This window comes from Streptomyces sp. NPDC002640 (assembly GCF_053592575.1).
Window position 1 is genome coordinate 1 of sequence record NZ_JBSFVZ010000045.1, and the last position, 20619, is coordinate 20619.

21 protein-coding genes and 1 pseudogene are annotated in these 20619 nt (G+C 73.0%); 20 read left to right on the forward strand and 2 right to left on the reverse strand.

Annotated elements, in window-relative coordinates; translation table 11 throughout:
- Positions 1-216: 216 nt before the first annotated feature.
- From ACWD3O_RS33575 to ACWD3O_RS33595, 5 genes are all read left to right on the forward strand, one after another.
- Positions 217-828 (forward strand): flavodoxin family protein, encoded by a 612-nt coding sequence (locus tag ACWD3O_RS33575; RefSeq protein WP_451418507.1) that lies wholly within the window; start codon positions 217-219, stop codon positions 826-828.
- A gap of 67 nt (positions 829-895) precedes the next feature.
- Positions 896-1426: a MarR family winged helix-turn-helix transcriptional regulator gene (locus ACWD3O_RS33580; protein ID WP_451418508.1), complete on the forward strand. Its 531-nt coding sequence runs from the start codon at positions 896-898 to the stop codon at positions 1424-1426.
- A gap of 190 nt (positions 1427-1616) precedes the next feature.
- A complete protein-coding gene (locus ACWD3O_RS33585) occupies positions 1617-2087 on the forward strand; it encodes an STAS domain-containing protein (RefSeq protein WP_451413828.1) in 471 nt (156 codons plus the stop codon).
- Positions 2088-2328: 241 nt separating this feature from the next.
- On the forward strand, positions 2329-2541 hold the full coding sequence (locus ACWD3O_RS33590) for a hypothetical protein (protein WP_451418509.1): 213 nt from the start codon (positions 2329-2331) through the stop codon (positions 2539-2541).
- Between the two features lie 111 nt (positions 2542-2652).
- Positions 2653-4497 carry a thiamine pyrophosphate-requiring protein gene (locus ACWD3O_RS33595; RefSeq protein WP_451418510.1) on the forward strand — a complete coding sequence of 615 codons (1845 nt, stop codon included), beginning with the start codon at positions 2653-2655 and terminating at the stop codon, positions 4495-4497.
- 10 nt (positions 4498-4507) lie between these two features.
- Here the strand turns inward: ACWD3O_RS33595 and ACWD3O_RS33600 are convergent, their stop codons facing one another.
- Positions 4508-5884, reverse strand: a complete 1377-nt coding sequence (locus ACWD3O_RS33600) for an FAD-binding oxidoreductase (protein ID WP_451413831.1) — start codon at positions 5882-5884, stop codon at positions 4508-4510.
- A 161-nt stretch (positions 5885-6045) separates the two neighbouring features.
- Here ACWD3O_RS33600 and ACWD3O_RS33605 point away from each other — a divergent pair, with 161 nt between their 5' ends.
- From ACWD3O_RS33605 to fabG, 9 genes and pseudogenes are all read left to right on the forward strand, one after another.
- Positions 6046-7065, forward strand: a complete 1020-nt coding sequence (locus ACWD3O_RS33605; protein ID WP_451418511.1) for a beta-ketoacyl-ACP synthase III — start codon at positions 6046-6048, stop codon at positions 7063-7065.
- A 102-nt stretch (positions 7066-7167) separates the two neighbouring features.
- A complete protein-coding gene (locus ACWD3O_RS33610) occupies positions 7168-7410 on the forward strand; it encodes an acyl carrier protein (protein ID WP_451413833.1) in 243 nt (80 codons plus the stop codon).
- Entirely contained in the window at positions 7407-8627 is a 1221-nt protein-coding gene (locus ACWD3O_RS33615) for a beta-ketoacyl-[acyl-carrier-protein] synthase family protein (RefSeq protein WP_451413834.1), read from the forward strand. Before ACWD3O_RS33610 ends, ACWD3O_RS33615 begins: the two co-directional genes overlap by 4 nt.
- Before the next feature lie 93 nt (positions 8628-8720).
- On the forward strand, positions 8721-10586 hold the full coding sequence (locus ACWD3O_RS33620; protein WP_451418512.1) for an acyl-CoA dehydrogenase family protein: 1866 nt from the start codon (positions 8721-8723) through the stop codon (positions 10584-10586).
- A gap of 6 nt (positions 10587-10592) precedes the next feature.
- Positions 10593-11015, forward strand: a complete 423-nt coding sequence (locus ACWD3O_RS33625; RefSeq protein ID WP_356127705.1) for an acyl-CoA thioesterase — start codon at positions 10593-10595, stop codon at positions 11013-11015.
- Between the two features lies 1 nt (position 11016).
- A pseudogene (locus tag ACWD3O_RS33630) lies at positions 11017-11871 on the forward strand (fumarylacetoacetate hydrolase family protein); the annotation flags it as partial.
- Positions 11872-12044: 173 nt separating this feature from the next.
- A complete protein-coding gene (locus tag ACWD3O_RS33635; RefSeq protein ID WP_451418513.1) occupies positions 12045-13640 on the forward strand; it encodes an acyl-CoA carboxylase subunit beta in 1596 nt (531 codons plus the stop codon).
- 58 nt (positions 13641-13698) lie between these two features.
- A complete protein-coding gene (locus ACWD3O_RS33640; RefSeq protein ID WP_451413837.1) occupies positions 13699-14781 on the forward strand; it encodes a branched-chain amino acid aminotransferase in 1083 nt (360 codons plus the stop codon).
- 54 nt (positions 14782-14835) lie between these two features.
- On the forward strand, positions 14836-15555 hold the full coding sequence (gene fabG / locus ACWD3O_RS33645) for a 3-oxoacyl-ACP reductase FabG (protein WP_451413838.1): 720 nt from the start codon (positions 14836-14838) through the stop codon (positions 15553-15555).
- 36 nt (positions 15556-15591) lie between these two features.
- Here the strand turns inward: fabG and ACWD3O_RS33650 are convergent, their stop codons facing one another.
- Positions 15592-16158 (reverse strand): helix-turn-helix domain-containing protein, encoded by a 567-nt coding sequence (locus tag ACWD3O_RS33650; protein ID WP_451418514.1) that lies wholly within the window; start codon positions 16156-16158, stop codon positions 15592-15594.
- A 68-nt stretch (positions 16159-16226) separates the two neighbouring features.
- On the opposite strand from ACWD3O_RS33650, the gene ACWD3O_RS33655 reads away from it, so the two are divergent.
- From ACWD3O_RS33655 to ACWD3O_RS33680, 6 genes are all read left to right on the forward strand, one after another.
- Positions 16227-16910 carry an AzlC family ABC transporter permease gene (locus tag ACWD3O_RS33655; RefSeq protein WP_356127717.1) on the forward strand — a complete coding sequence of 228 codons (684 nt, stop codon included), beginning with the start codon at positions 16227-16229 and terminating at the stop codon, positions 16908-16910.
- Positions 16907-17239, forward strand: coding sequence for an AzlD domain-containing protein (locus tag ACWD3O_RS33660; protein WP_451413840.1), 333 nt, complete (start codon positions 16907-16909; stop codon positions 17237-17239). The genes ACWD3O_RS33655 and ACWD3O_RS33660 overlap by 4 nt, the downstream gene beginning before the upstream one ends.
- Positions 17240-17975: 736 nt before the next feature.
- Positions 17976-18329, forward strand: a complete 354-nt coding sequence (locus ACWD3O_RS33665; protein ID WP_451418515.1) for a helix-turn-helix domain-containing protein — start codon at positions 17976-17978, stop codon at positions 18327-18329.
- A gap of 299 nt (positions 18330-18628) precedes the next feature.
- On the forward strand, positions 18629-19144 hold the full coding sequence (locus ACWD3O_RS33670) for a YlcI/YnfO family protein (RefSeq protein ID WP_451418516.1): 516 nt from the start codon (positions 18629-18631) through the stop codon (positions 19142-19144).
- 86 nt (positions 19145-19230) lie between these two features.
- Complete coding sequence (locus ACWD3O_RS33675) at positions 19231-20073, forward strand: DUF4097 family beta strand repeat-containing protein (RefSeq protein ID WP_451418517.1); 843 nt, start codon at positions 19231-19233, stop codon at positions 20071-20073.
- A 72-nt stretch (positions 20074-20145) separates the two neighbouring features.
- A partial coding sequence (locus ACWD3O_RS33680) for an ATP-binding cassette domain-containing protein (protein WP_451418518.1) occupies positions 20146-20619 on the forward strand: 474 nt, incomplete at its 3' end.

Here is a 20619-nt window from a genome sequence, read left to right on the forward strand (position 1 = left end):
CATCAGCGTCCTGTTCGCCATGCTCCGCGACGGAACCTTCTACGAACCGAGAAGCCCCCGCACCGCTTGACGAAAGACATAGAGGCACCCCCCGCGGGTGGCCTGAGCACCCTGCCGTCGTGCGCCCGCAGGAGGAACCTCGGCCGAAGGACCCCGCACTGACCCGTGCGGGTGCACCGGGGAGATCGACGGCCCGCGGCGGGGTACGGCTGTGCCATGAAGGCACTGGTGATCAACTGCACGCTCAAGAAGTCCCCGGACCCGTCCAACACCGAAGCACTGGCCCGGGTGGTCGGTGACCGGCTGGCGCAGCACGGCGGCGTCGAGGTGGAGTACGTCCGGGCCGTCGATCTCGACATCCACCCCGGCGTGGTCAGCGAGGCGGTCGCCGACGGGGACGACTGGCCGTCCGTGCACGCCAAACTGCTGGAGGCGCACATCCTCGTCGTCGCCTCCCCGACCTGGCTCGGACGGCCGTCCTCCGTGGCCCAACGCGTCCTGGAACGCATGGACGCCATGCTGTCCGAGACCGACGACGACGGCCGCCCCGTCGCCTACAACCGCGTGGCGGGGGTCGTCGTCACCGGCAACGAGGACGGCGCGCACCACGTGATCAGCGAGATCAACGGCGCCCTGTGCGACATCGGCTACACCGTCCCCGGCCAGTCCTGGACCTACTGGCACCTGGGTCCGGGCCCCGGACCCGACTACCTGGACGAGGAGCGCGGCCACGAGTGGGCCCACAGCACCGGTCGCGCGATGGCCGCCAACCTGTACGGCGTCGCCCGCGCGCTGGCCGCGAACCCCTTGGGCGCCCCGCCCCAGTGAGCTCCGGCCGCTGCCGTCGGCGTCGGCCGGCGGACTCGCGGTGACGGTGGGGCGGTACAAAGGAGTCATGCGTGAAGGCGAGGGCCCCCTGAGGGCGATGGATGATGTGGACGCGGTGACCCAGGCGGTGCTGACCGCGTCGCGCCTGCTGGTCGCGGTGTCCGCGCGGTCCCTCGCCGAGGTCGAGGAGCGGGTGACGCTGCCGCAGTTCCGGATGCTGGTGGTGTTGGCCACGAGGGGGGCCACCAAGCTCACCACGCTGGCCGAGCAGCTTCAGGTGGCACCGTCCACCGCCATGCGCATGGTGGACCGTCTGATCGCGGCGGGCCTGGCGGACCGGCACGCCAACCCTCGCAGCCGTCGGGAGACGCTGCTGCAGCTCACCGCCGAGGGGCGGCGCACGGTGGAAAGCGTCACGGCTCGTCGGCGCACCGAGATCGCCACCATCGTCGAGAGGCTCACCCCGGTGCAGCGGCTGGCTCTGGTCGAAGCACTCAACGCCTTCAACAAGGCCGGGGCGGAGCCCTCGGTGCCGGTCGTCGAGGAGGGGCAGGCGCACCCGCTGGGGTGGGCCGGTGAGCTGCCCGTCGTCCCCTGAGGGCGCAGGGTCCGATGTCGCGCCGGGGGGCCTGACGCAGTTACCGCGGAGGTCCCGCCACCGACCCTCTATGGGCAGATCATTTGCTCTGTGCAAAAATACCGGGGATGGCGGGGCCCGACGGCCCGGCCTGGTGTGCCGGGAAGTCTGGTCGGCGTTCCTTGAAGTGACCCGTCCCGGAGGCCCGCCCATGCCACCGTCCCACCCCGTACCGCACGACGCCGGCGACGGTCGGCCGGCGAGCGGCGGGGTCCCGCCCGGTCAGGGCGGGCTTCGGGGCGATCCGTTCCGGACCGCAGGCACCGCGAGACTCCGGGTCCGCCCCGCACCCGGCCACGAGCACGCGCCCGCGGTCCGTCTGCTCCTCGACGGAGAGCTCGACAGGGACACCGCCGCCACGCTGCGGGAAGACCTGGCCGTGCTCGCCGCGCGATCGAGCGCCCATGCGGTGACGCTCGACCTGTCGGGTGTCACCTTCTGCGACCTGGCGAGCCTGTACACGCTGCTGAGCGTCCGCCGGACCATGCCCCTGCTCGGCGTCGAGGTGCGGCTCGCGGAGCCCAGCGCCGCCGTGCGGACCGCGGCCCGTAGGGCGGACCTGGTCACCGAACTCGGCCTGGACGCGGAGACCGAAGGGCCACCGCCTGCGGCACCGCGTTGAGGAGCCGGCCCGGTCGCCTTCACTTCATCGACACAAACTTTGCACAATCTAATACTCGAACGCGCGCGGCACCCGCGCCGTCCTCGGGGCGTCCTGGATCCTCGGGGCGTCATGGAAGAGGCCCGGAGGTCACCCGTTCGACCCGATCCCGACGGGCGGACTCCCCGGGGGCGGCCGAGGATGGCGGTACCGGGCACGCACCGGCCTCCCGGCGCGCCCGCCCCGATCCGGAGGTCCCGTTGTGAGCACTGCCGGCAGCATCCCCGACTTCGCCGACCGCACCGACTTCGACGACGCCGACCGGGGCCTGGTGGCGGAACCCGCGGACGCGCGGGTCCCGGCGGAGGACGGACGGGTGGTCCGGGACTCCGCGGCGAGAACGTCTACGCCTGCACCGCGAGGCTGCGCCGCGGCGTCGACCACACCGGCGACCCCGGCGTCCTGGCCACCCTGATGTCCGTCCTCGACCAACCCGGCCCCGGCTTCGCCATCGTCACCCCTTGACGACCCCACCGTCGCGGCGCCGGAGGGGAGGCAGCCGCGGAAACGAAGGAACGGAGCGTCCATGGCCAGCACCAAGGTGTCCGACCACATCCTCCAGCGGCTGCGCGACTGGGACGTCGACCACGTCTTCGCCTACGCCGGGGACGGCATCAACGGCCTGCTGGCGGCCTGGGGACGCGCGGACAACCGGCCGGAGTTCGTGCAGGCCCGGCACGAGGAGATGGCCGCCTTCCAGGCCGTCGGCTACGCCAAGTTCTCCGGCAAGGTCGGGGTGTGCGCGGCCACCTCCGGGCCGGGGGCGATCCACCTGCTGAACGGCCTGTACGACGCCAAGCTGGACCACGTCCCGGTCGTCGCCCTGGTCGGGCAGACCAACCGCAGCGCCATGGGCGGCTCCTACCAGCAGGAGGTGGACCTGGCGAGCCTGTTCAAGGACGTCGCCTCGGACTTCTGCGAGACGGCGACCGTGCCGGAGCAGCTGCCGAACCTGATCGACCGCGCCGTCCGCACGGCGTACGCCCGGAGGACCGTCACCGCGGTCATTCTCCCCGCCGACGTGCAGGAGCTGGAGTACAGCCCGCCCACCCACGCGTTCAAGATGGTCCCCTCCAGCCTGGGCCTGGGCCGGTACGCGCCGGTCCCGTCCGACGAGGATCTGGAGCGGGCCGCCGACGTGCTGAACGCCGGCGAGAGGGTGGCCGTCCTCATCGGGCAGGGCGCCCGCGGAGCGCGCGCCGAGGTGGAGCGCCTCGCGGACGTGCTGGGCGCCGGCGTCGCGAAGGCCCTGCTCGGCAAGGACGCCCTGCCCGACGACCTGCCCTACGTGACGGGCGCGATCGGGCTGCTCGGCACCCGCCCCTCCTACGAGCTGATGCGGGGCTGCGACACCCTGCTGATGATCGGCTCCAGCTTCCCGTACACGCAGTTCCTGCCGGAGCTGGACCAGGCCCGGGCGGTGCAGATCGACATCGACCCGCACATGATCGGCCTGCGGTACCCGAACGAGGTGAACCTCGTGGGCGACGCCCGCGAGACGCTCCGGCGCCTGCTGCCGCGGCTGCACCGCAAGGAGGACCGCACCTGGCGGGAGCAGGTCGAGAAGGGCGTGGCCCGCTGGTGGGAGGTGATGCGACGCCGCGCCGCCGTGGACGCCGATCCCCTCAATCCCGAGTACGTCGTCCACGCCCTGGACGGGAAGCTGCCCGACGACGTGATCGTCACCGCCGACTCCGGCTCGGCCGCCAACTGGTACGCCCGGCACCTGCGGCTGCGCGGCGACATGCGGGGCTCCCTGTCCGGCACCCTGGCCACCATGGGACCCGGCGTCCCGTACGCCATCGGGGCCAAGTTCGCGCACCCGGACCGGCCGGCCATCGCCCTGGTCGGCGACGGCGCCATGCAGATGAACGGCATGATGGAGATGGTGACCGCCGCCAAGTACCACCGGGAGTGGTCCGACCCGCGGCTGGTCGTGGCGGTGCTCAACAACCGCGACCTCAACCAGGTCACCTGGGAGATGCGCGCCATGTCCGGCGCCCCGCAGTTCGAGGAGTCCCAGCACCTCCCCGACCTGCCCTACGCCGAGATGGCCCGGCTGATGGGCCTGGACGGGGTGCGGGTGGAGAAGCCCCGCCACGTCGAGGCCGCCTGGGACAAGGCCCTCGCGGCCGACCGGCCCTTCGTCATCGACTTCCGCACCGACCCCGCCGTGCCGCCGGTACCACCGCACGCCTCGCTCGACCAGATCGAGGCCGCGGCCTCGGCGATCCTCCAGGGCGACAGCGACCGCGCCTCCGTGCTGAAGCAGGGCTTCAAGGCGAAGGTGCAGGAGATGCTGCCGGGCGGCCGGCACCGCGGCGACCGCCCCGGCGCCGGACCGGGCGACAGCGCCGGCGGGACGGGCTGACGCAGCGCGGTCAGGGCGTGAAGACCTTGCCCGGGTTGAGGATGCCCGCCGGGTCCCACACCCGCTTGATGCCGCGGTGCAGGTCCAGCACCGCGGGGCCGAGTTCGTCCGCAAGGCCGCGCATCTTCAGCAGGCCCACGCCGTGCTCTCCGGTGACCGTGCCGCCCAGCGCGAGCGCCTGGTCGACGACCTCCTCGAACACCTCGCGGCAGCGGGCGAGTTCACGCTCGTCGCCGCGCGGCACCACCAGCATCGGGTGCAGGTTGCCGTCCCCGGCGTGCGCCAGGGTGGCGATCCGCACATCGTGCCGTGCGGCGATGTCCTCCAGGCGGGCCAGCATCTCGGGCAGCAGGGTGCGCGGGACGCAGACGTCCTCGCTGAGCACCATGCCCAGGCGCTCCAGCGCGGGGTAGACCAGGCGCCGGGCGGTGAACAGGGCGTCCGCCTCGGCCTGGTCGCCGGACCGCGCGCTCCAGGTGGCGCCGGCCGACTCGAAGCAGGTCAGCACGGTGTCGGCCTCCTGGACGCCGGCCGCGCCGGGCGCGTCGCAGCGGGCCAGCAGCAGGACGTCGCCGCCGTCGGTGAGGCCCATGTTCTTCCACTCGTCGACGGCGCGCAGGGAGAAACGGTCCACCAGTTCCAGGGCGCTGGGCACCACACCGGACGCCACCACGCGGGCGACGGCCCGGCCGGCGCTCGGCAGGTCGGCGAAGTAGCCGACCACCGTGTGCTCCTGGGCGCGCTCGCCGCGCAGCCGCACCGTCACCTCGGTGACCAGGCCCAGCGTGCCCTCCGAGCCGACCAGCAGGCCGGCGAGTTCGAAACCGGCCGAGCTCTTGGCGGTGCGCCGCCCCAGCCGGACCACGTCGCCGAGCCCGGTGACGACCTCCAGGCCCAGCACGTAGTCCCGGGTGACGCCGTACTTCACGCAGCACAGTCCGCCCGCGTTGGTGGCGACGTTCCCGCCGATGGTGGACCACGGGGCGCTGGCCGGGTCCGGCGGATACCACAGGCCCTTGGCCGCGCACGCGGCGCGCAGGTCCGCGTTGACGACGCCGGGCTGGACCACGGCCAGCCGCTCGTCGGGGTCGATGCGCAGGACGCGGTCCATCGCCGCGAAGGACACCACCACGGCGCCGTCGACCGCGTTGGCGCCGCCGGACAGGCCGGTGCCGGCCCCGCGGGCCACCACCGGGACGCCGTGGTGCGCGCAGTGGGCGACCACGGCCGCCACCTCGGCGGTGTCGTGGGGCCGCACCACGGCCGCCGGAAGCGCGTAGGGCGCGCCGGCGGCCTCGTCGTGGGCGAAGGACGCCACTTCGGACAGGTCGGTGATCACCCGTCCGGCCGGGAGGAGCTCCGCGAGATCAGTCGGTGTCCAAGTCACCCGGGGGAGGTTGGCACCCGGTGCGGCGGCCGTTCAATTGGCCGTTGGTACAAGCCTGTTGCGCCTGTACCAAGGGCCAATTGCCCGTCCTTCGAGACCTCGGCCAGCCTTGCTCGACGTCAGGTCAAGGCCGTGTCCACGGTCCTCAGGAGGGTGAGTCGATGACGGCAGTGCTGATGGGAATCGGAGGCTTCCTCCCGCCCGGGACGGTCACGAACGACGACCTCTCCCGCACCCTCGACACCACGGACGAGTGGATCCGCACCAGGACGGGCATCCGGGAGCGGCGGTTCGTCTCCGAAGGCCTGTCGACGGGAAGCATGGCCGTCACGGCCGGCGAGCGGGCCCTGCGGTCGGCCGGGGTGACCGGGGTGGACGCCGTGGTGGTGGCGACCACCTCGCCCGAGCGGCTCTGCCCGGCGGTCGCGCCGGAGGTGGCGTCCCGGCTGGGTCTGGGGCCGCTGGCCGCCTTCGACCTGACCTCGGCGTGCAGCGGCTTCCTGTACGGGCTCGCCACCGCGTCCGGGCTGATCGCCGCCGGCACCGCCGACACCGTGCTGTTCGTCGGGTCGGAGGCGTTCACCACCCTGGTGGACCCCGCGGACCGGGCCACGGCGCCGATCTTCGGCGACGGGGCGGGCGCGGTCGTCCTCCGCAGGGGCGAACCGGACGAGCCCGGCGCGCTGGGCCCGTTCGACCTCGGCAGCGACGGCACGCTGGCCGACCTGCTGGCCATCCCGGCGGGCGGTTCCCGCCAGCGGTCGGCCGACGGCGGCCTGGGGCACGGCACGGTGCCGACGGGCGACTGGTACCTGCGCATGGAGGGCCGTCCCCTGTACACGCAGGCCGTCGAGCGGATGACGCAGTCGGCACAGGCGGCGCTCAAGCGCGCCGACTGGTCCGCCGCGGACGTCGACTGGTTCGTCGGCCACCAGGCCAACATCCGGATCGTCAACGCGGTCGCCGAGGAGCTGGAGCTCCCCGGGGAGCGGGTCGCGGTGAACATCGACCGGGTCGGCAACACCCTGGCCGCGTCCGTGCCCCTGCTGCTCAACGACTACGCCGCGCGCGGCGACCTGCGGGCGGGTCAGCGGGTGCTGCTCTCCGCCTTCGGAGCCGGCCTGTCCTGGGGCTCGACCACGCTCGTGTGGCCGGAGCTCCGCGCGGAGCCCGTCGACTGACCGCCCCTGGCTCCCCCTCCCCCGCTTCCCCACCCCCCTCGTCCCCCCTCGTCCCCCCCTCATCACCTCGCACATCCCTACGGCTCTCCTGGAGGAGACATCATGAGTTCCGCCCACGACTCCGTCGTCGAGGTCTTCGTCACCCGTTTCGACCTGGACGCCGAGACGGTGGTGCCCGAGGCCACCTTCGACGACCTCGGTCTCGACTCCCTCTCGCAGCTCGAGCTGGCCACCGCCCTGAAGAAGCGCCTGGGCGTCGTGATCAGCGACGAGGAGCTGTCCGAGGTCTCCACGGTCGCCGACGTCGTCGCCCTGGTCGAGGAGAAGGGCGCGTCGGTCCGATGACCGGCTTCGCGGCCGCCGTCACCGGCATCGGGCTGGTGACGCCCGCCGGTGTCGGCGTCAAGGAGAGCTGGGACCGCGTGGTCGAGGGCCGGCCCACGGCGGCGCACCACGCCGACCTGGAGGGCTTGCCGGTGACCATGGCGTGCCGGGTGCCCGACTTCGTGCCGGCCTCCCTCGGGCGCACCTCCTGGCAGTGGGACCGCTACGCCCAGTTCGCCGTCGCCGCCACCCGTGAGGCACTGGACCAGGCCGGGCTGGTGCCCGGCGAGTGGGCGGACAGCTCGCGGGTGGCGGTGATCCTGGGCTCCGGCGCCGGCGGAACCGCGACGCTGGAGGCCCAGCACCGCGTGCTGCTGGAGGAGGGGCCGGAGGAGGTCTCGGCGATGACCCTCCCGATGGGCCTGCTCAACATGGCGGCCGGCCAGGTGGCGATCGACATCGGGGCGAACGGGCCGTGCTCGGCCCCGTGCACGGCGTGCGCCGCCGGGGCCAGCGCGATCGGCCTGGGCCGAGAGCTGCTCCGGTCGGGGGTGGCCGACATCGTGGTGGCCGGTGGCGCGGAGGCGCCGATCACGCCGCTGTACCTGTCCTCGTTCGCGAGGATGCGGGCGCTGTCACGGCGGTTCGACGACCCGCTGACCGCGTCGCGTCCCTTCGACGCGCACCGCGACGGGTTCGTGCTCGGCGAGGGCGCCGGCGTCTTCGTCCTGGAGACGGAGGAGCACGCGCGGGCCCGGGGCGTACGGCCGGTGGCCCGGGTCATCGGCTACGGCGCGTCCGCGGACGCGCACCACGTGACGTCCCCGCACCCGGAGGGCAAGGGCGCGGAGCTGGCGGTCCGCGCGGCGCTCGCCGACGCGGGGCTGACCGGCCGGGACATCGGGTACGTCAACGCGCACGGCACCTCGACGCCGCTCAACGACGTCGCCGAGGCGGGGGTGATCCACCGGGTGGCCGGCCCGGACGTGCCGGTCAGCTCCACCAAGGGCGTCACCGGGCACCCGCTGGGCGCGGCCGGTTCCATCGAGGCGGCGTTCGCGGCGCTCACCGTGCAGCACGGGGTGATCCCGCCGTCGGCGAGCACCGCCGAGATCGATCCGCGGGTGGAGGTGGACGTCGTGCACGGCGCGGCGCGCCACGCCCGCGTCGAGGTGGCCCTGAGCAACTCCTTCGGCTTCGGCGGCCAGAACGCGGCCCTGCTGATCGCCTCCGCCTGATCCCGCCCCTCGGCGGCGCCCCTCACGGCGGGTTCCTCCGCCGGCCCCCACCACCCCACCGCGGGAGTTCCCGCCGCGGGAAAGGACCCTCAGATGACCTCGTCGGCCTCGGCCGAACTGTCCCGGCTGCTCTTCGACGGCAGGTACGAACGGACGCACCAGGACCTGCACGAGCTGCTGCTGGACCCCGTCTTCGACCCCCGCGAGGGGCTGAACATGACCGAGGCCGGGAAGCTGGCCTACGAACGGTCCCGGGCCGTGCACGCCGGACTGGAACGTCCGCGGGAGATCCTCGCCGATCCGTGGCGGCTGTTCGCGCTGGCCGAGTGGCCGTCGCTGGTCGACGTCTCCACGTTCTCGCTGCTGATGGTGCACTACAACCTCGCCTTCGGCACCGTCGTGGAGCACGGCGACCGCGAGGACCTGAAGGACCTGTTCGACGAACTGGACCGTCTGGACTCCTTCAGCCCGTACATGGCCACCGAGCTGGGCTACGGCAACAACGTCGCCGCGCTGCGCACCGAGGCCGTCTACGACCCCGCCACCGAGACGTTCGTCCTGAACACGCCCGACGCCCTCGCGCAGAAGTACATGTCATACAGCGGCTTCCAGGACGTCCCCAAGCTGGCCGTGGTGATGGCGCGGCTGAAGGCGGACGGCAAGGACCACGGCGTGTACCCGTTCCTCGTCCGGATCAGCGACGGGGAGCGGCTGTGCGAGGGGGTGCACGCGGCGCCGTGCCCGGAGAAGCCGGTGCAGGGCCTGGACAACGGCCTCACCTGGTTCGACCACGTGCGCGTCCCGCGCCGCCAGCTGCTCCACGGCGACATGGGCGGCTTCGACGACGACGGCGTGTTCCGCCCGTCGTCCGGCAACCGGCGCAAGCGGTTCCTGCGCGCGATGAACCGCATCCTGCCCGGCCGGCTGTGCGTGTCCAGCGCGGCGACGGGTGCGGGGCGGGCGAGCGTCTGGATCGCGCTGCGGTTCGCGGCGCAGCGGCTCACCAACGCGCCCGGCCGCAACGACCTGCCCGTCATCGAGTACCGCAGCCACCAGCTGGCGCTGTACACCGCGCTGGCCCGGACGTACGCGATGACGCTGCTGCTCAACCACGCCAAGCGGGAGTTCACGGCGGTGCCGCCGGACGCCGTCCCGGCGGAGCTGAACCACCTGGTGTCGATCACCAAGGCGCTGTCCACCTGGGAGATGACCGAGGTCGTCGCCACCTGCCGCGAGCGCTGCGGCGCGCAGGGCATCTTCAGCGCGAACCGGATCGCGGACTACGGGTCGCTGTTGCAGGGCCTGGTCACCGCGGAGGGCGACAACCAGGTGCTGCTGGCCACCACCGCCGGGCAGATCGTCGCCCAGTACGGCGACGGTGACGGCGCCGAGCCGGCCGAGGCCCCCGACCCGTCCGGACGCGACCTGGGTGACCTGGCGTTCCAGGTGGCCGCGGTGCGGTACCGGGAGGCGGAGCTGCTCCGGGAGGCCGCCGCGTCGATGGCGGACGAGACCGGTGACCGGACGTACTTCGAGGCGTGGAACGACACCGTCAACACCGGCCTGGACATGGCGCGGACCCGGGGTGTGCGGACCGCGCTGGAGTGCCTCGAGGCCGCGGTCGGCACGCTGCAGGACGAGTCGGCGCGGACGGCGCTCGGCCTGCTGGGCGCGCTGTACGGGGTCGGCGAGCTGCGCCGGGACGCCGGCTGGTACCTGGCGCGCGGGGTGCTGACCGCCGAGCAGGTGGAACGGCTGCCCCGGGAGGCGGACGCGCTGTGCGCACGGCTCCGGCCGCACGCCGACGCCCTGATCGACGGCTTCCGCCTCTCCCCGGAGCTGCTGCGGGCGCCGATCGCCGCCGACGACTACGTGGGCGCCTTCCAGCGGCACACGGGCGCCTTCGGTCCGGCCGGGGCCGCCGGCGCGACCTCCGGCGCGGCCACCGAGGGGAGCTGACCGGTCATGACGCGGCACAGCTACCTCTGCCCGATCCGCTGGTCGGACATGGACGTCTACGGCATCGTCAACAACGTCTCCTACCTCCGCTACCTGGAGGAGGCGCGGGTCGACTTCATCTTCCGCATGGCGCCGACGGACGGCGACGCCTTCTTCAGGGACGGCTCGGTGGTGGTGGAGCACCGGATCCGCTACCGGCGGCAGCTGGTCCACCGGCACGCGCCGGTGGAGATCGAGATGTGGGTCTCCGACCTGCAGTCGGCGACGGTGGCCATCGACTACGTGGTCCGGGACGGCGACACCGTGTACGCCACCGCCTCGACCGTGATGGCGCCGTTCGACTACCGGGCCGGGCGGCCGCGGCGGCTGACCGAGGAGGAGATCCGCTTCTTCGAGAAGTACCTCGAGCAGACCCCGGCGGCCGGCTGACATGCGGCTGCTGCGGATCGGACCGCCGGGCGGTGAACGGCCCTGCGCGGTGGGCCCCGGCGGCGTGGTGCGGGACCTGTCCTCGTGGGTGCCGGACTGGACGGGCGAGGCCCTGGATCCCGGCGCGCTGCGGGAGACGGCGGAGCGTCTGGCACGGGAGGCCGCCGGGCTGCCGGCGGTCGACCCGGCCGCCGGGCGGGTCGGCCCGCCCGTCCGGCCGGGCGGGCACCTGCTGTCGATCGGGCTCAACTACCGGGCGCACGCCGCCGAGGCGGGCCTGGCGCTGCCCGACGAGCCGATCGTCGCCAGCAAGGCGCCGAGCACGCTGGTCGGCCCGTACGACGACCTGCTGCTGCCGCCGGGCGGGGAGAGGACGGACTGGGAGGTCGAGCTGGCCGTGGTGATCGGCCGGCGCGCGCGGTACCTGCCGGATCCCTCCACCGCGCTGTCCCACGTCGCGGGGTACGCCACCGGCAACGACGTCTCGGAGCGGAGCTGGCTGCTGGATCGCGGCGGGCAGTGGGTGAAGGGCAAGTCCTTCGAGTCGTTCGGCCCGCTGGGCCCCTACCTGGTCACGCCGGACGAGGTCGGTGACCCGGGCAGGCTGCGGCTGACCTGCCGGGTCAACGGCCGGACGATGCAGGACGGGACCACCGCGGACATGGTCTTCGAGGTGTCCCACCTGATCTGGTACCTGAGCCGGTGCATGGTGCTGAACCCCGGTGACGTGGTGTTCACCGGGACGCCCGGCGGCGTCGCGCTGGGCCGCCCCGACCAGCCGTACCTGCGGGCCGGCGACGTGGTGGAGGCGGAGGTGTCGGGGCTGGGCGCACAGCGGCAGCGGTGCCGGGCGGCGGTCCTGGACGACGACGGGGCGGCTGCCCTTGGCGACCGCGGGGCGGCTGCCCTTGGTGACGACGGGGCGGCGTCCCGGCCCGGTCCGCACCGGTCGGTCGTCGCCGCCGGTTCCGGTGCGCGTCGGCCCGCGGACCCCGGGAGGCCCGTGGACCCCGAGAGGAGAGACGAACGATGACCGTCCAGCAGGAACGCACGGACCAGCCGCCGGGCCCGCCCGCCGGCATCCGGGCGCGGGTGGACGACCTGCGGGCGACCAGGGAACTGGCGCGCGGCGGGCCGGACGAGCGCGCGACCCGGGCCCAGCACGCCAAGGGCAAGCTGACCGCCCGGGAACGCATCGACGTGCTGCTGGACGCCGGGTCGTTCACCGAGGTCGAGCAGTTGCGCCGGCACCGGGCGGTCGGCTTCGGCATCGAGGACCGCAGGCCGCACACCGACGGCGTGATCACGGGATGGGGCACGGTCGAGGGCCGCACCGTCTTCGTGTACGCCCACGACTTCCGCATCTTCGGCGGGGCGCTCGGCGAGGCGCATGCCGAGAAGATCCAGAAGATCATGGACATGGCCCTCGCGGCCGGGGCCCCGCTGGTCTCGCTCAACGACGGGGCCGGCGCGCGCATCCAGGAGGGCGTCTCGGCGCTGGCCGGCTACGGCGGCATCTTCCGGCGCAATGTGCGGGCCTCGGGCGTGATCCCGCAGATATCGGTGATCCTCGGTCCGTGCGCGGGCGGTTCGGCCTACTCCCCCGCCCTGACGGACTTCGTGTTCATGGTCCGCGGCACCTCGCAGATGTTCATCACCGGGCCCGACGTGGTGAAGGCCGTCACCGGCGAGGACGTCACCCAGGAGAACCTCGGCGGCGCCGACGTGCACGCGGAGGTGTCGGGCGTGGCGCACTTCGTGTACGAGGACGAGTGGACCTGCCTGGGCGAAGTGCGCTACCTGCTCTCCCTGTTGCCGTCCAACAACCGGCAGCACCCGCCGGCCGTCCCGTGCGTCGACCCGGACGACCGGCGCAACGACGCCCTGCTCGGTCTCGTCCCGGCCGAGGGCCGGCTGCCGTACGACATGCGCCGGGTGATCGAGGAGATCGTCGACCACGGCGACTTCCTGGAGGTCCACGAGGGCTGGGCCCGCAACGTCGTGTGCGGGCTGGCCCGGCTCGGCGGACAGGTGGTGGGCATCGTCGCCAACCAGCCGCTCGCCCTGGCCGGCGTGCTCGACATCAAGGCCAGCGAGAAGGCCGCCCGGTTCGTGCGGATGTGCGACGCCTTCAACGTCCCGCTGCTGTCCCTGGTGGACGTGCCGGGCTTCCTCCCCGGGGTGGACCAGGAGCACGACGGGGTGATCCGCCACGGGGCCAAGCTGCTGTACGCGTACTGCGAGGCCACGGTCCCGCGGGTCCAGCTGATCCTGCGCAAGGCGTACGGCGGCGCGTACATCGTCATGGACTCGCGCTCGATCGGCGCCGACCTCTCCTACGCCTGGCCGACGAACGAGATCGCGGTGATGGGCGCCGAGGGCGCCGCCAACGTCATCTTCCGCCGGCGGATCGCCGAGGCCGACGATCCGGAGGCCTTGCGGGCCCACCTGGTCAAGGAGTACCGGTCGGAGCTGATGCACCCCTACTACGCCGCCGAACGCGGCCTCGTCGACGACGTGATCGACCCCGCCGAGACGCGGGCGCTGCTCGTCCGCGCCTTCAGGATGCTGCGGACCAAGCACGCGGACCAGCCGGACCGCAAGCATGCCAACATCCCGCTGTGACCCGACGGACCCCGTGACCCGACGGACCCTGTGACCCCTCGCCCCCCGGAGCGCATCCATGACGATCACCTTCACCACCGAGCCGGCCGTCCGCCGGCCGGCCGCCGAGCGGGCGGCCCTGATGGAGTCACCCGCCTTCGGCGAGGTGTTCACCGACCACATGATCAGCATCGACTGGGAGCGGGACCGCGGCTGGCACGACGCCCGGCTGCACCCCTACGGGCCGCTGGTGCTCGACCCGTCGGCCCAGGTGTTCCACTACGGCCAGGAGGTCTTCGAGGGCATGAAGGCCTACCGGCGCCAGGACGGCACGGTGGTGACCTTCCGCCCGTACGCCAACGCGGCCCGGCTGAACCGCTCCTGCGCGCGCATGGCGATGCCGCCGCTGCCCGAGGAGACCTTCGTCGAGGCCCTCGAGCTGCTGGTCGGCGCCGATCGCGACTGGGTCCCGGACCGGCCCGGCCACAGCCTCTACCTGCGCCCCTTCATGATCGCCACCCAGCACACCATCGGCTTCTACGGCCCTTCCGCCGCCTACCGGTTCATGGTGATCGCCTCGCCCGCGGCCTCGTACTTCAACGCCGGGGCCAAGCCCCTCACCGTGTGGCTCTCCCGGGACTACACCCGGGCCGCCCCGGGCGGCACCGGCGAGGCCAAGTGCGGCGGCAACTACGCGGGAACCCTGGTCGCGCAGACCCAGGCCCGGGAGATGGGCTGCGACCAGGTGGTCTGGCTGGACTCGGCGGAACGCCGCTGGGTCGACGAGATGGGCACCAGCAACCTCTTCTTCGTCCACGGCGACCGGCTGGTCACGCCGGAGCTGTCCGGAACCCTGCTGGCGGGCGTCACCCGGGACTCGGTGCTGGCGCTGGCGGCCGAGCTCGGCCTCCGGGCCGAGGAGGGGCGGATCAGCGTGGAGCAGTGGCGGGCCGACGCGGAGTCGGGATCGCTGACCGAGGTGTTCTCCTGCGGCACCTCGTCGATGATCACGCCGGTCGGCTTCGTCCGCAGCGCGGACGGGGACTGGACGATCGGGGACGGCACTCCCGGCCCGGTCACCGAGCGGCTGCGCGCGGAGCTGACGGGCATCCAGAACGGTTCGCGGCCGGACCCGTTCGGCTGGGTCCACAAGATCGCCTGACCGGCGTCCGCCGGGTCCGGGCCGACCGAAGCTGCGAAAGGGTGTGGGGAAGACATGAGTCGTTCGGTGCTCGTGACCGGAGGGAACCGCGGGATCGGCCTCGCCGTCGCGCGTGCCTTCGCGCAGGCGGGTGACAAGGTCGCGCTGACCTACCGCACGGGCGAACCGCCGCGCGCCGCGACCGACCTCGGCTGCCTCGCCGTCACCTGCGACGTCACCGACTCCGCGCAGGTGGAGCGGGCGTTCAAGGAGGTGGAGGCGGCACACGGTCCGGTGGAGGTGCTGGTGGCCAACGCCGGCATCACCCGGGACCGGCTGCTGCTGCGGATGGCCGAGCAGGACTTCACGGACGTGCTGGACACCAACCTGACCGGCGTCTTCCGGGTGGTCCGGCGGGCCGCCGAGGAGATGGTCGACGCACGGCGGGGGCGCATCGTCCTGATCTCCTCGGCGGTGGGCCTGCTGGGCGCGGCCGGGCAGACCAACTACGCGGCGTCGAAGGCGGCTCTGGTCGGCTTCGCCCGGTCCGTCGCCCGCGAACTGGGCGCGCGGGGCGTCACCTGCAACGTGGTGGCGCCGGGCATGGTCGACACGGACATGACCAAGGTGCTGGGCGAGAAGCAGCGCACCGCGATGCTCGGCAACGTGCCGCTCCGGCGCAGCGCGGAGGCTGCCGAGGTGGCGGCCGCGGTCCGGTTCCTCGCCTCCGAGGAGGCCTCCTACATCACCGGGGCGGTCCTGCCGGTGGACGGCGGCTGGGGCATGGGGCACTGAGGTCCGGGCCCGCGGGGGCGCCCGGAGTGCTCGTGCTCAGGAGTGTTCCGAGACGAGGACCGCGCGCGTGCCGGGCTCCAGCGCGCGGAAGACGTGCGGGACGTCCGCCGGGTAGCTGATGTAGTCGCCCGGGTGCAGTTCCACCGGTTCGTCGGCCGTGCCCACCAGGGCACGGCCGGCGCCGATCACGACGTGTTCCACGACGCCCGGCATGTGGGGAGCGGAGGACCGCTCGGGACCCGGCTCGGCGGCGATGCTGTAGACGTCCCGCCGCGCCCCCGGCGGGGAGGCGGCCAGCAGGGTCGCCCGGTAGTCGCTCTCCGCCGAGCCGATGGCCGGCCCCGCCCCCGCGCGGATCACCTGGACGGGAGGGCGGGAGACGACCAGCAGCCGGGAGAAGGGGATCTCCAGGGCGACGCACAGCGCCCACAGGGTCTCCAGGCTGGGGTTGCCGGTGCCGGACTCCAGCTGGGAGAGCGTGGACTTGGCGAGCTGGGCCCTTCGGGCGACCTCGGTGAGGGAGAGCCCCGCCCGGACCCGTTCCGCCCGCAGGGAGGCGGCGATCACTGCCAGGGGCGGCTTGAGGGTGGGGTCTTCGGACACGCGCGTTCGCTCCAATGGTCAATCGTTCGGCTTGACGAACACCCTGCACGGTGTTCACCATAAACGCCATGCGTACGTTATGGGAAACACTGGGCAAGGGACCCCTGCGCGACATCGCGCTCGTCTGTCTGGCCGTCGGGGTCATCGGCCTGTCCTACGGGGCCATCTCCGTCACCTCCGGCTTCCCCTGGTGGTTCCCGGTGCTCATGGGCGCGCTGGTGCTGGCGGCGTCGTCCGAGTTCCTCTTCGTCGGGATCATCGCGGCCGGGGGCAGCCCGATCGCCGCGCTGCTGGCCGGCCTGCTGGTCAACGCCCGCCACCTGCCGTTCGGCCTGGCGGTGCCGGACGTGCTCGGGCGGGGGTGGCGCGGGCTGCTCGGCACGCACCTGATGAACGACGAGACGGTCGTCTTCGCCATCGCCCAGGAGGGGGCGGCCCGCAAGCGGGCCGCCTACTGGGCCTGCGGCCTGGGCATCCTGCTCTGCTGGCCCGTCGGCGCCGCGCTCGGGGCACTGCTCGGCAGCGTCGTCCAGGACACCGACGCGCTCGGCCTGGACGCCATGTTCCCCGCGGTCATCCTGGCGCTGATCCTCCCCGCGATGAAGGACCGGGCACTGCGGCGCACCGCGCTGGCCGGTTCGGTGATCGCCCTGGCCGTGACCGCGTTCCTGCCGGCCGGGCTGCCGGTGCTCCTCGCCCTGGCCGCGCTGCCGCTGTACCGGACGAAGAGCCTCGAGGGAGCGGCGCGATGAGCAACCCCTTCCCGCTCCTGCCGGCATTGGCGGCGATGTTCGCGCTGGCCGCCGGGACCTTCCTGCTGCGCCTGTCGGGCCCCGCCCTGCGGGCCAAGGTCACCGTCCCGAAGCAGGTCGAGAAACTGCTGGAGGTCTCGGCGGTCGTCCTGCTCGCCGCCCTGACGGCGACCGCGACGCTCACCGAGGGCGCCGGGTTCGCCGGGGCCGCCCGGGCGCTCGGCGTCCTGGTCGGCGGGGTGCTCGCCTGGCGCAGGGCGCCCTTCCTCGTCGTCGTCCTCGCCGCGGCCGGGACCACGGCGCTCCTGCGGCTCGCCGGCGTTCCGTAGCCTCCCGACCCCGACGACCCGAGACGCCCGGAGGAAAGCCTTCGGGCGCTCTCGTCATTTCACCGGGAGACGCGCCCGACCGACAAATTCAGCCCGTTGGCGAAATGCAGTCCCTCATCTCAAATATTGGATCCGGCATTGCCCGCTCCAGTAGTCACCGAGTAACTTTACGTAAGGCAACGACCTCCAAGAGGCCAGCCACCCGTGTGCGCATTGCTCGGCTTTCGTTCGGGATGCCGTTCCATCGAGATGCTCGGGGGGACCGTCGTGGGTGAGGGAGTCAGACTCCTTTCACTGTCCGCAGCGCAGGACCGCCGCCGTACGGGCCGTTCAGGCCGGATGGCGGATCCTCCACCCGCCTCCCGAGGCCGCCCGGAATTCTCCTGTCCGACGGATGTCGGCCACGCGAGCCGGGGACCGTGCGCAATCCCGGTGAAACCCTGGGAACTCGCGGATGGAATTCCCCCGCTTTCGGACGACCGGAAAACGCACGTCACGCGGCCCCGATCAGCCGGCCGCGGCTTTCCGTGACCCGCGTGCGCCAGTCCGCTCCCCTTCTCCTTTCCGGAGGATCGGCACCCCCTTCGCCGCCGCCGTGCCCGCGGCCGGCCGACAGGACAGCCACCCCCCACGCACTCCCGCAGCGCGCCTCACCGTCGAGGTCCGCGCACGTCGGCGTGCGCAGACACACCCGTGAGACGACCGCCTGTCAGCCCGAGGACACCGAGGAACCGGCATGCGCACCGCAGATCCCCTGAGCCCGCCCCACCACCTCGACGCCGTCCCGCAGGCGCCCCTCCTGCACCAGCACGTCTGGGACGCCGCCCTGGCACGCGTGCCCCTGCTGTCCGACCGGGAACTGGACGTCTTCCGGATGCTGGCCAAGGGGTCGTCGAACCGGACCATCGCGACGCAGCTCGCGATCACCGAGCGCACCGCGAAGGCGCACGTGGCCCAGATACTGGCCAAGCTCGGCGTGGAGTCCCGCCTGCAGGCCGGCATCGTCGGGTTCGCCTGGGAGATCCTCACCCAGGGCGCCGCGGTTCCGTGCGCCACCGACCCGAGCCGGTGCCACACGCTCGGCCCCTGAACGGGCTGGTGCCGCCGCTGGACCGCTGAGCGCTTGAGCCGCTGAGCTCCTGAGCCCGGCCTACGCCCGTGGCACCACCTGGCACTCATGGGCGCCCGCGTGACATCTCCATGGCGCCACATGGCACCACGTGGCACCGGATGGCATCACGCGCCGTCGCCCGGACTCGGCCTGACGCCACCGCGACACCATCACACCTGCGCCGTTCTACCAGGTCAGAGGCCAGGCGGTAGTCAATCGACGCCGCCGTGTCCATCACCCGCTTGCACATGGCGCCACCGTGGTGCCATGATGGCGTCATGGACCTCACCCCGTATGTCGACTCCCTCCGCCGTGAACTGGCGGTGGCCGCCGAGGCCGGCGGCGAGGAAGCCCGCGCGCTGGCCGAAAGGCTCACCGCTCCCCTGGAGTCGGCGACCCGCCTGGTCATGCTCAACGTGCTGTCCGCCGCGATGAGCGAGATCACCCGCGAGCTTGCCCCGGGATCGGTCGACGTACGGCTGCGCGGACTGGACCCGGACTTCGTGGTGACCCCGCCGCCCGCCGACGGCGGCGCCCCCGTGGAGCCGGTCGCACCCGCCGAGCCCCTCAGGCCGGTGCCCGCCGAGGGCGACGAGGGAGGCACCGCCCGGGTCAACCTGCGTCTGCCGGCCCATCTCAAGGCGCGTGCCGAGGAGGCCGCGAACCAGGAGGGCCTGTCGGTCAACGCCTGGCTGGTGCGGGCCGTGGCCGCCGCGGTCGACGGCCCGGACCGACCGCGCACGACGGAGCGGGCCCGCACGGTCGGACAGAGCTTCACCGGCTGGGTGCGCTAGCCGCCGCCCCGGCCCCGCACCACTCCCTACCCACACCACGTCCCACCAGCGGGGACGTCCTGCAGAGCCAAGAGGACGGGACAGCCATGCCTTCTTTCGACACTCCCGCGCCCATCTCGGTCACGGCGACCGTGGAGGCCGGTTCCATCCAGTTCACCGCCGGCGACCGTGACGACACCGTCGTCGAGGTCCGCCCGCGTGACCCCGAGCGCGACCTGGACGTGCGCGCCGCGAAGCAGACCGAGGTCCGGTACGCGAGCGGCGCACTGACCGTCAGGACGCCCAAGTCCGGCCTCTTCGGCCGCACCGGCGTCGTCGACGTGACGGTCGAGCTGCCCACGGGCTCGGACATCGAGACGACCGGGGCCTGGACGCAGATCCTCGGCGAGGGCCGGCTCGGCAAGGTGCGCGCCAAGACCTCCGCCGGCGACGCCCGCTTCGATGCCACCGGCCCGCTCACGCTGACCGCCTCGCACGGCTCCATCACCGTGGAACGGGTCGAGGGGGCGGCGGAGATCACCACCAGCTCCGGCAGCCTGCGTGCCGGACTCCTCGACGGTCCCGCCGTCCTGAAGAACTCGCACGGCAGCACCACCGTGGACGCCGCGACCGGCGAGCTGCGGGTGAGCGGCGCCAACGGCGACATCGACATCCGGCGCGCCGAGGCCTCGCTCACCGCCACCACCGCCCACGGCACCCTGCGGGTCGGCGAAGTGGCGCGCGGGACGGTCCAGTTGGAGACCAACTACGGCGCCATCGAGGTCGGCGTGCGGGAGGGCACGGCCGCCTGGCTCGACGTCAGCTCGACGTCCGGCCAGGTGCGCAACACGCTCACCGCGTCCGACGCGCCGGAACAGGCGGAGGACACCGTCCGGATCCGCGCGCGCACCCGCTACGGCAACATCGACGTCCGCCGCGCCCGCGCCTGACCCCTCACGCCGGCGCCCCGCACGGTACGGCTTCTCACCTCACCTCACCTCACCTTCGAAACGGAGGGCTCCATGCCTTCTTCTGTCATGCCCATGCCCAGGCGGGCGGACGGTGCGCAGTCCCCCGCCGCCGTCTCCGCCCTCGGTCTGCGGAAGTCCTACGGCGACAAGACCGTCCTCGACGGCATCGACCTGCACATCCCGGCGGGTTCCGTGTTCGCACTGCTCGGGCCGAACGGTGCCGGCAAGACCACCGCGGTCAAGATCCTGTCCACGCTCATCTCCGCGGACGGCGGACAGGCCCAGGTCGCGGGCCACGACATCGCCACGTCCTCGCAGGGCGTCCGGGCGGCGATCGGGGTCACGGGCCAGTTCTCCGCCGTGGACGGGCTGATCACCGGCGAGGAGAACATGCTCCTCATGGCCGACCTGCACCACCTCCCCCGCGCCGAGGGCAGGCGGATCACCACCGAACTCCTCGAACGCTTCGACCTCGTCGACGCCGCCGGCAAGCCCGCCTCCACCTACTCCGGCGGCATGAAGCGA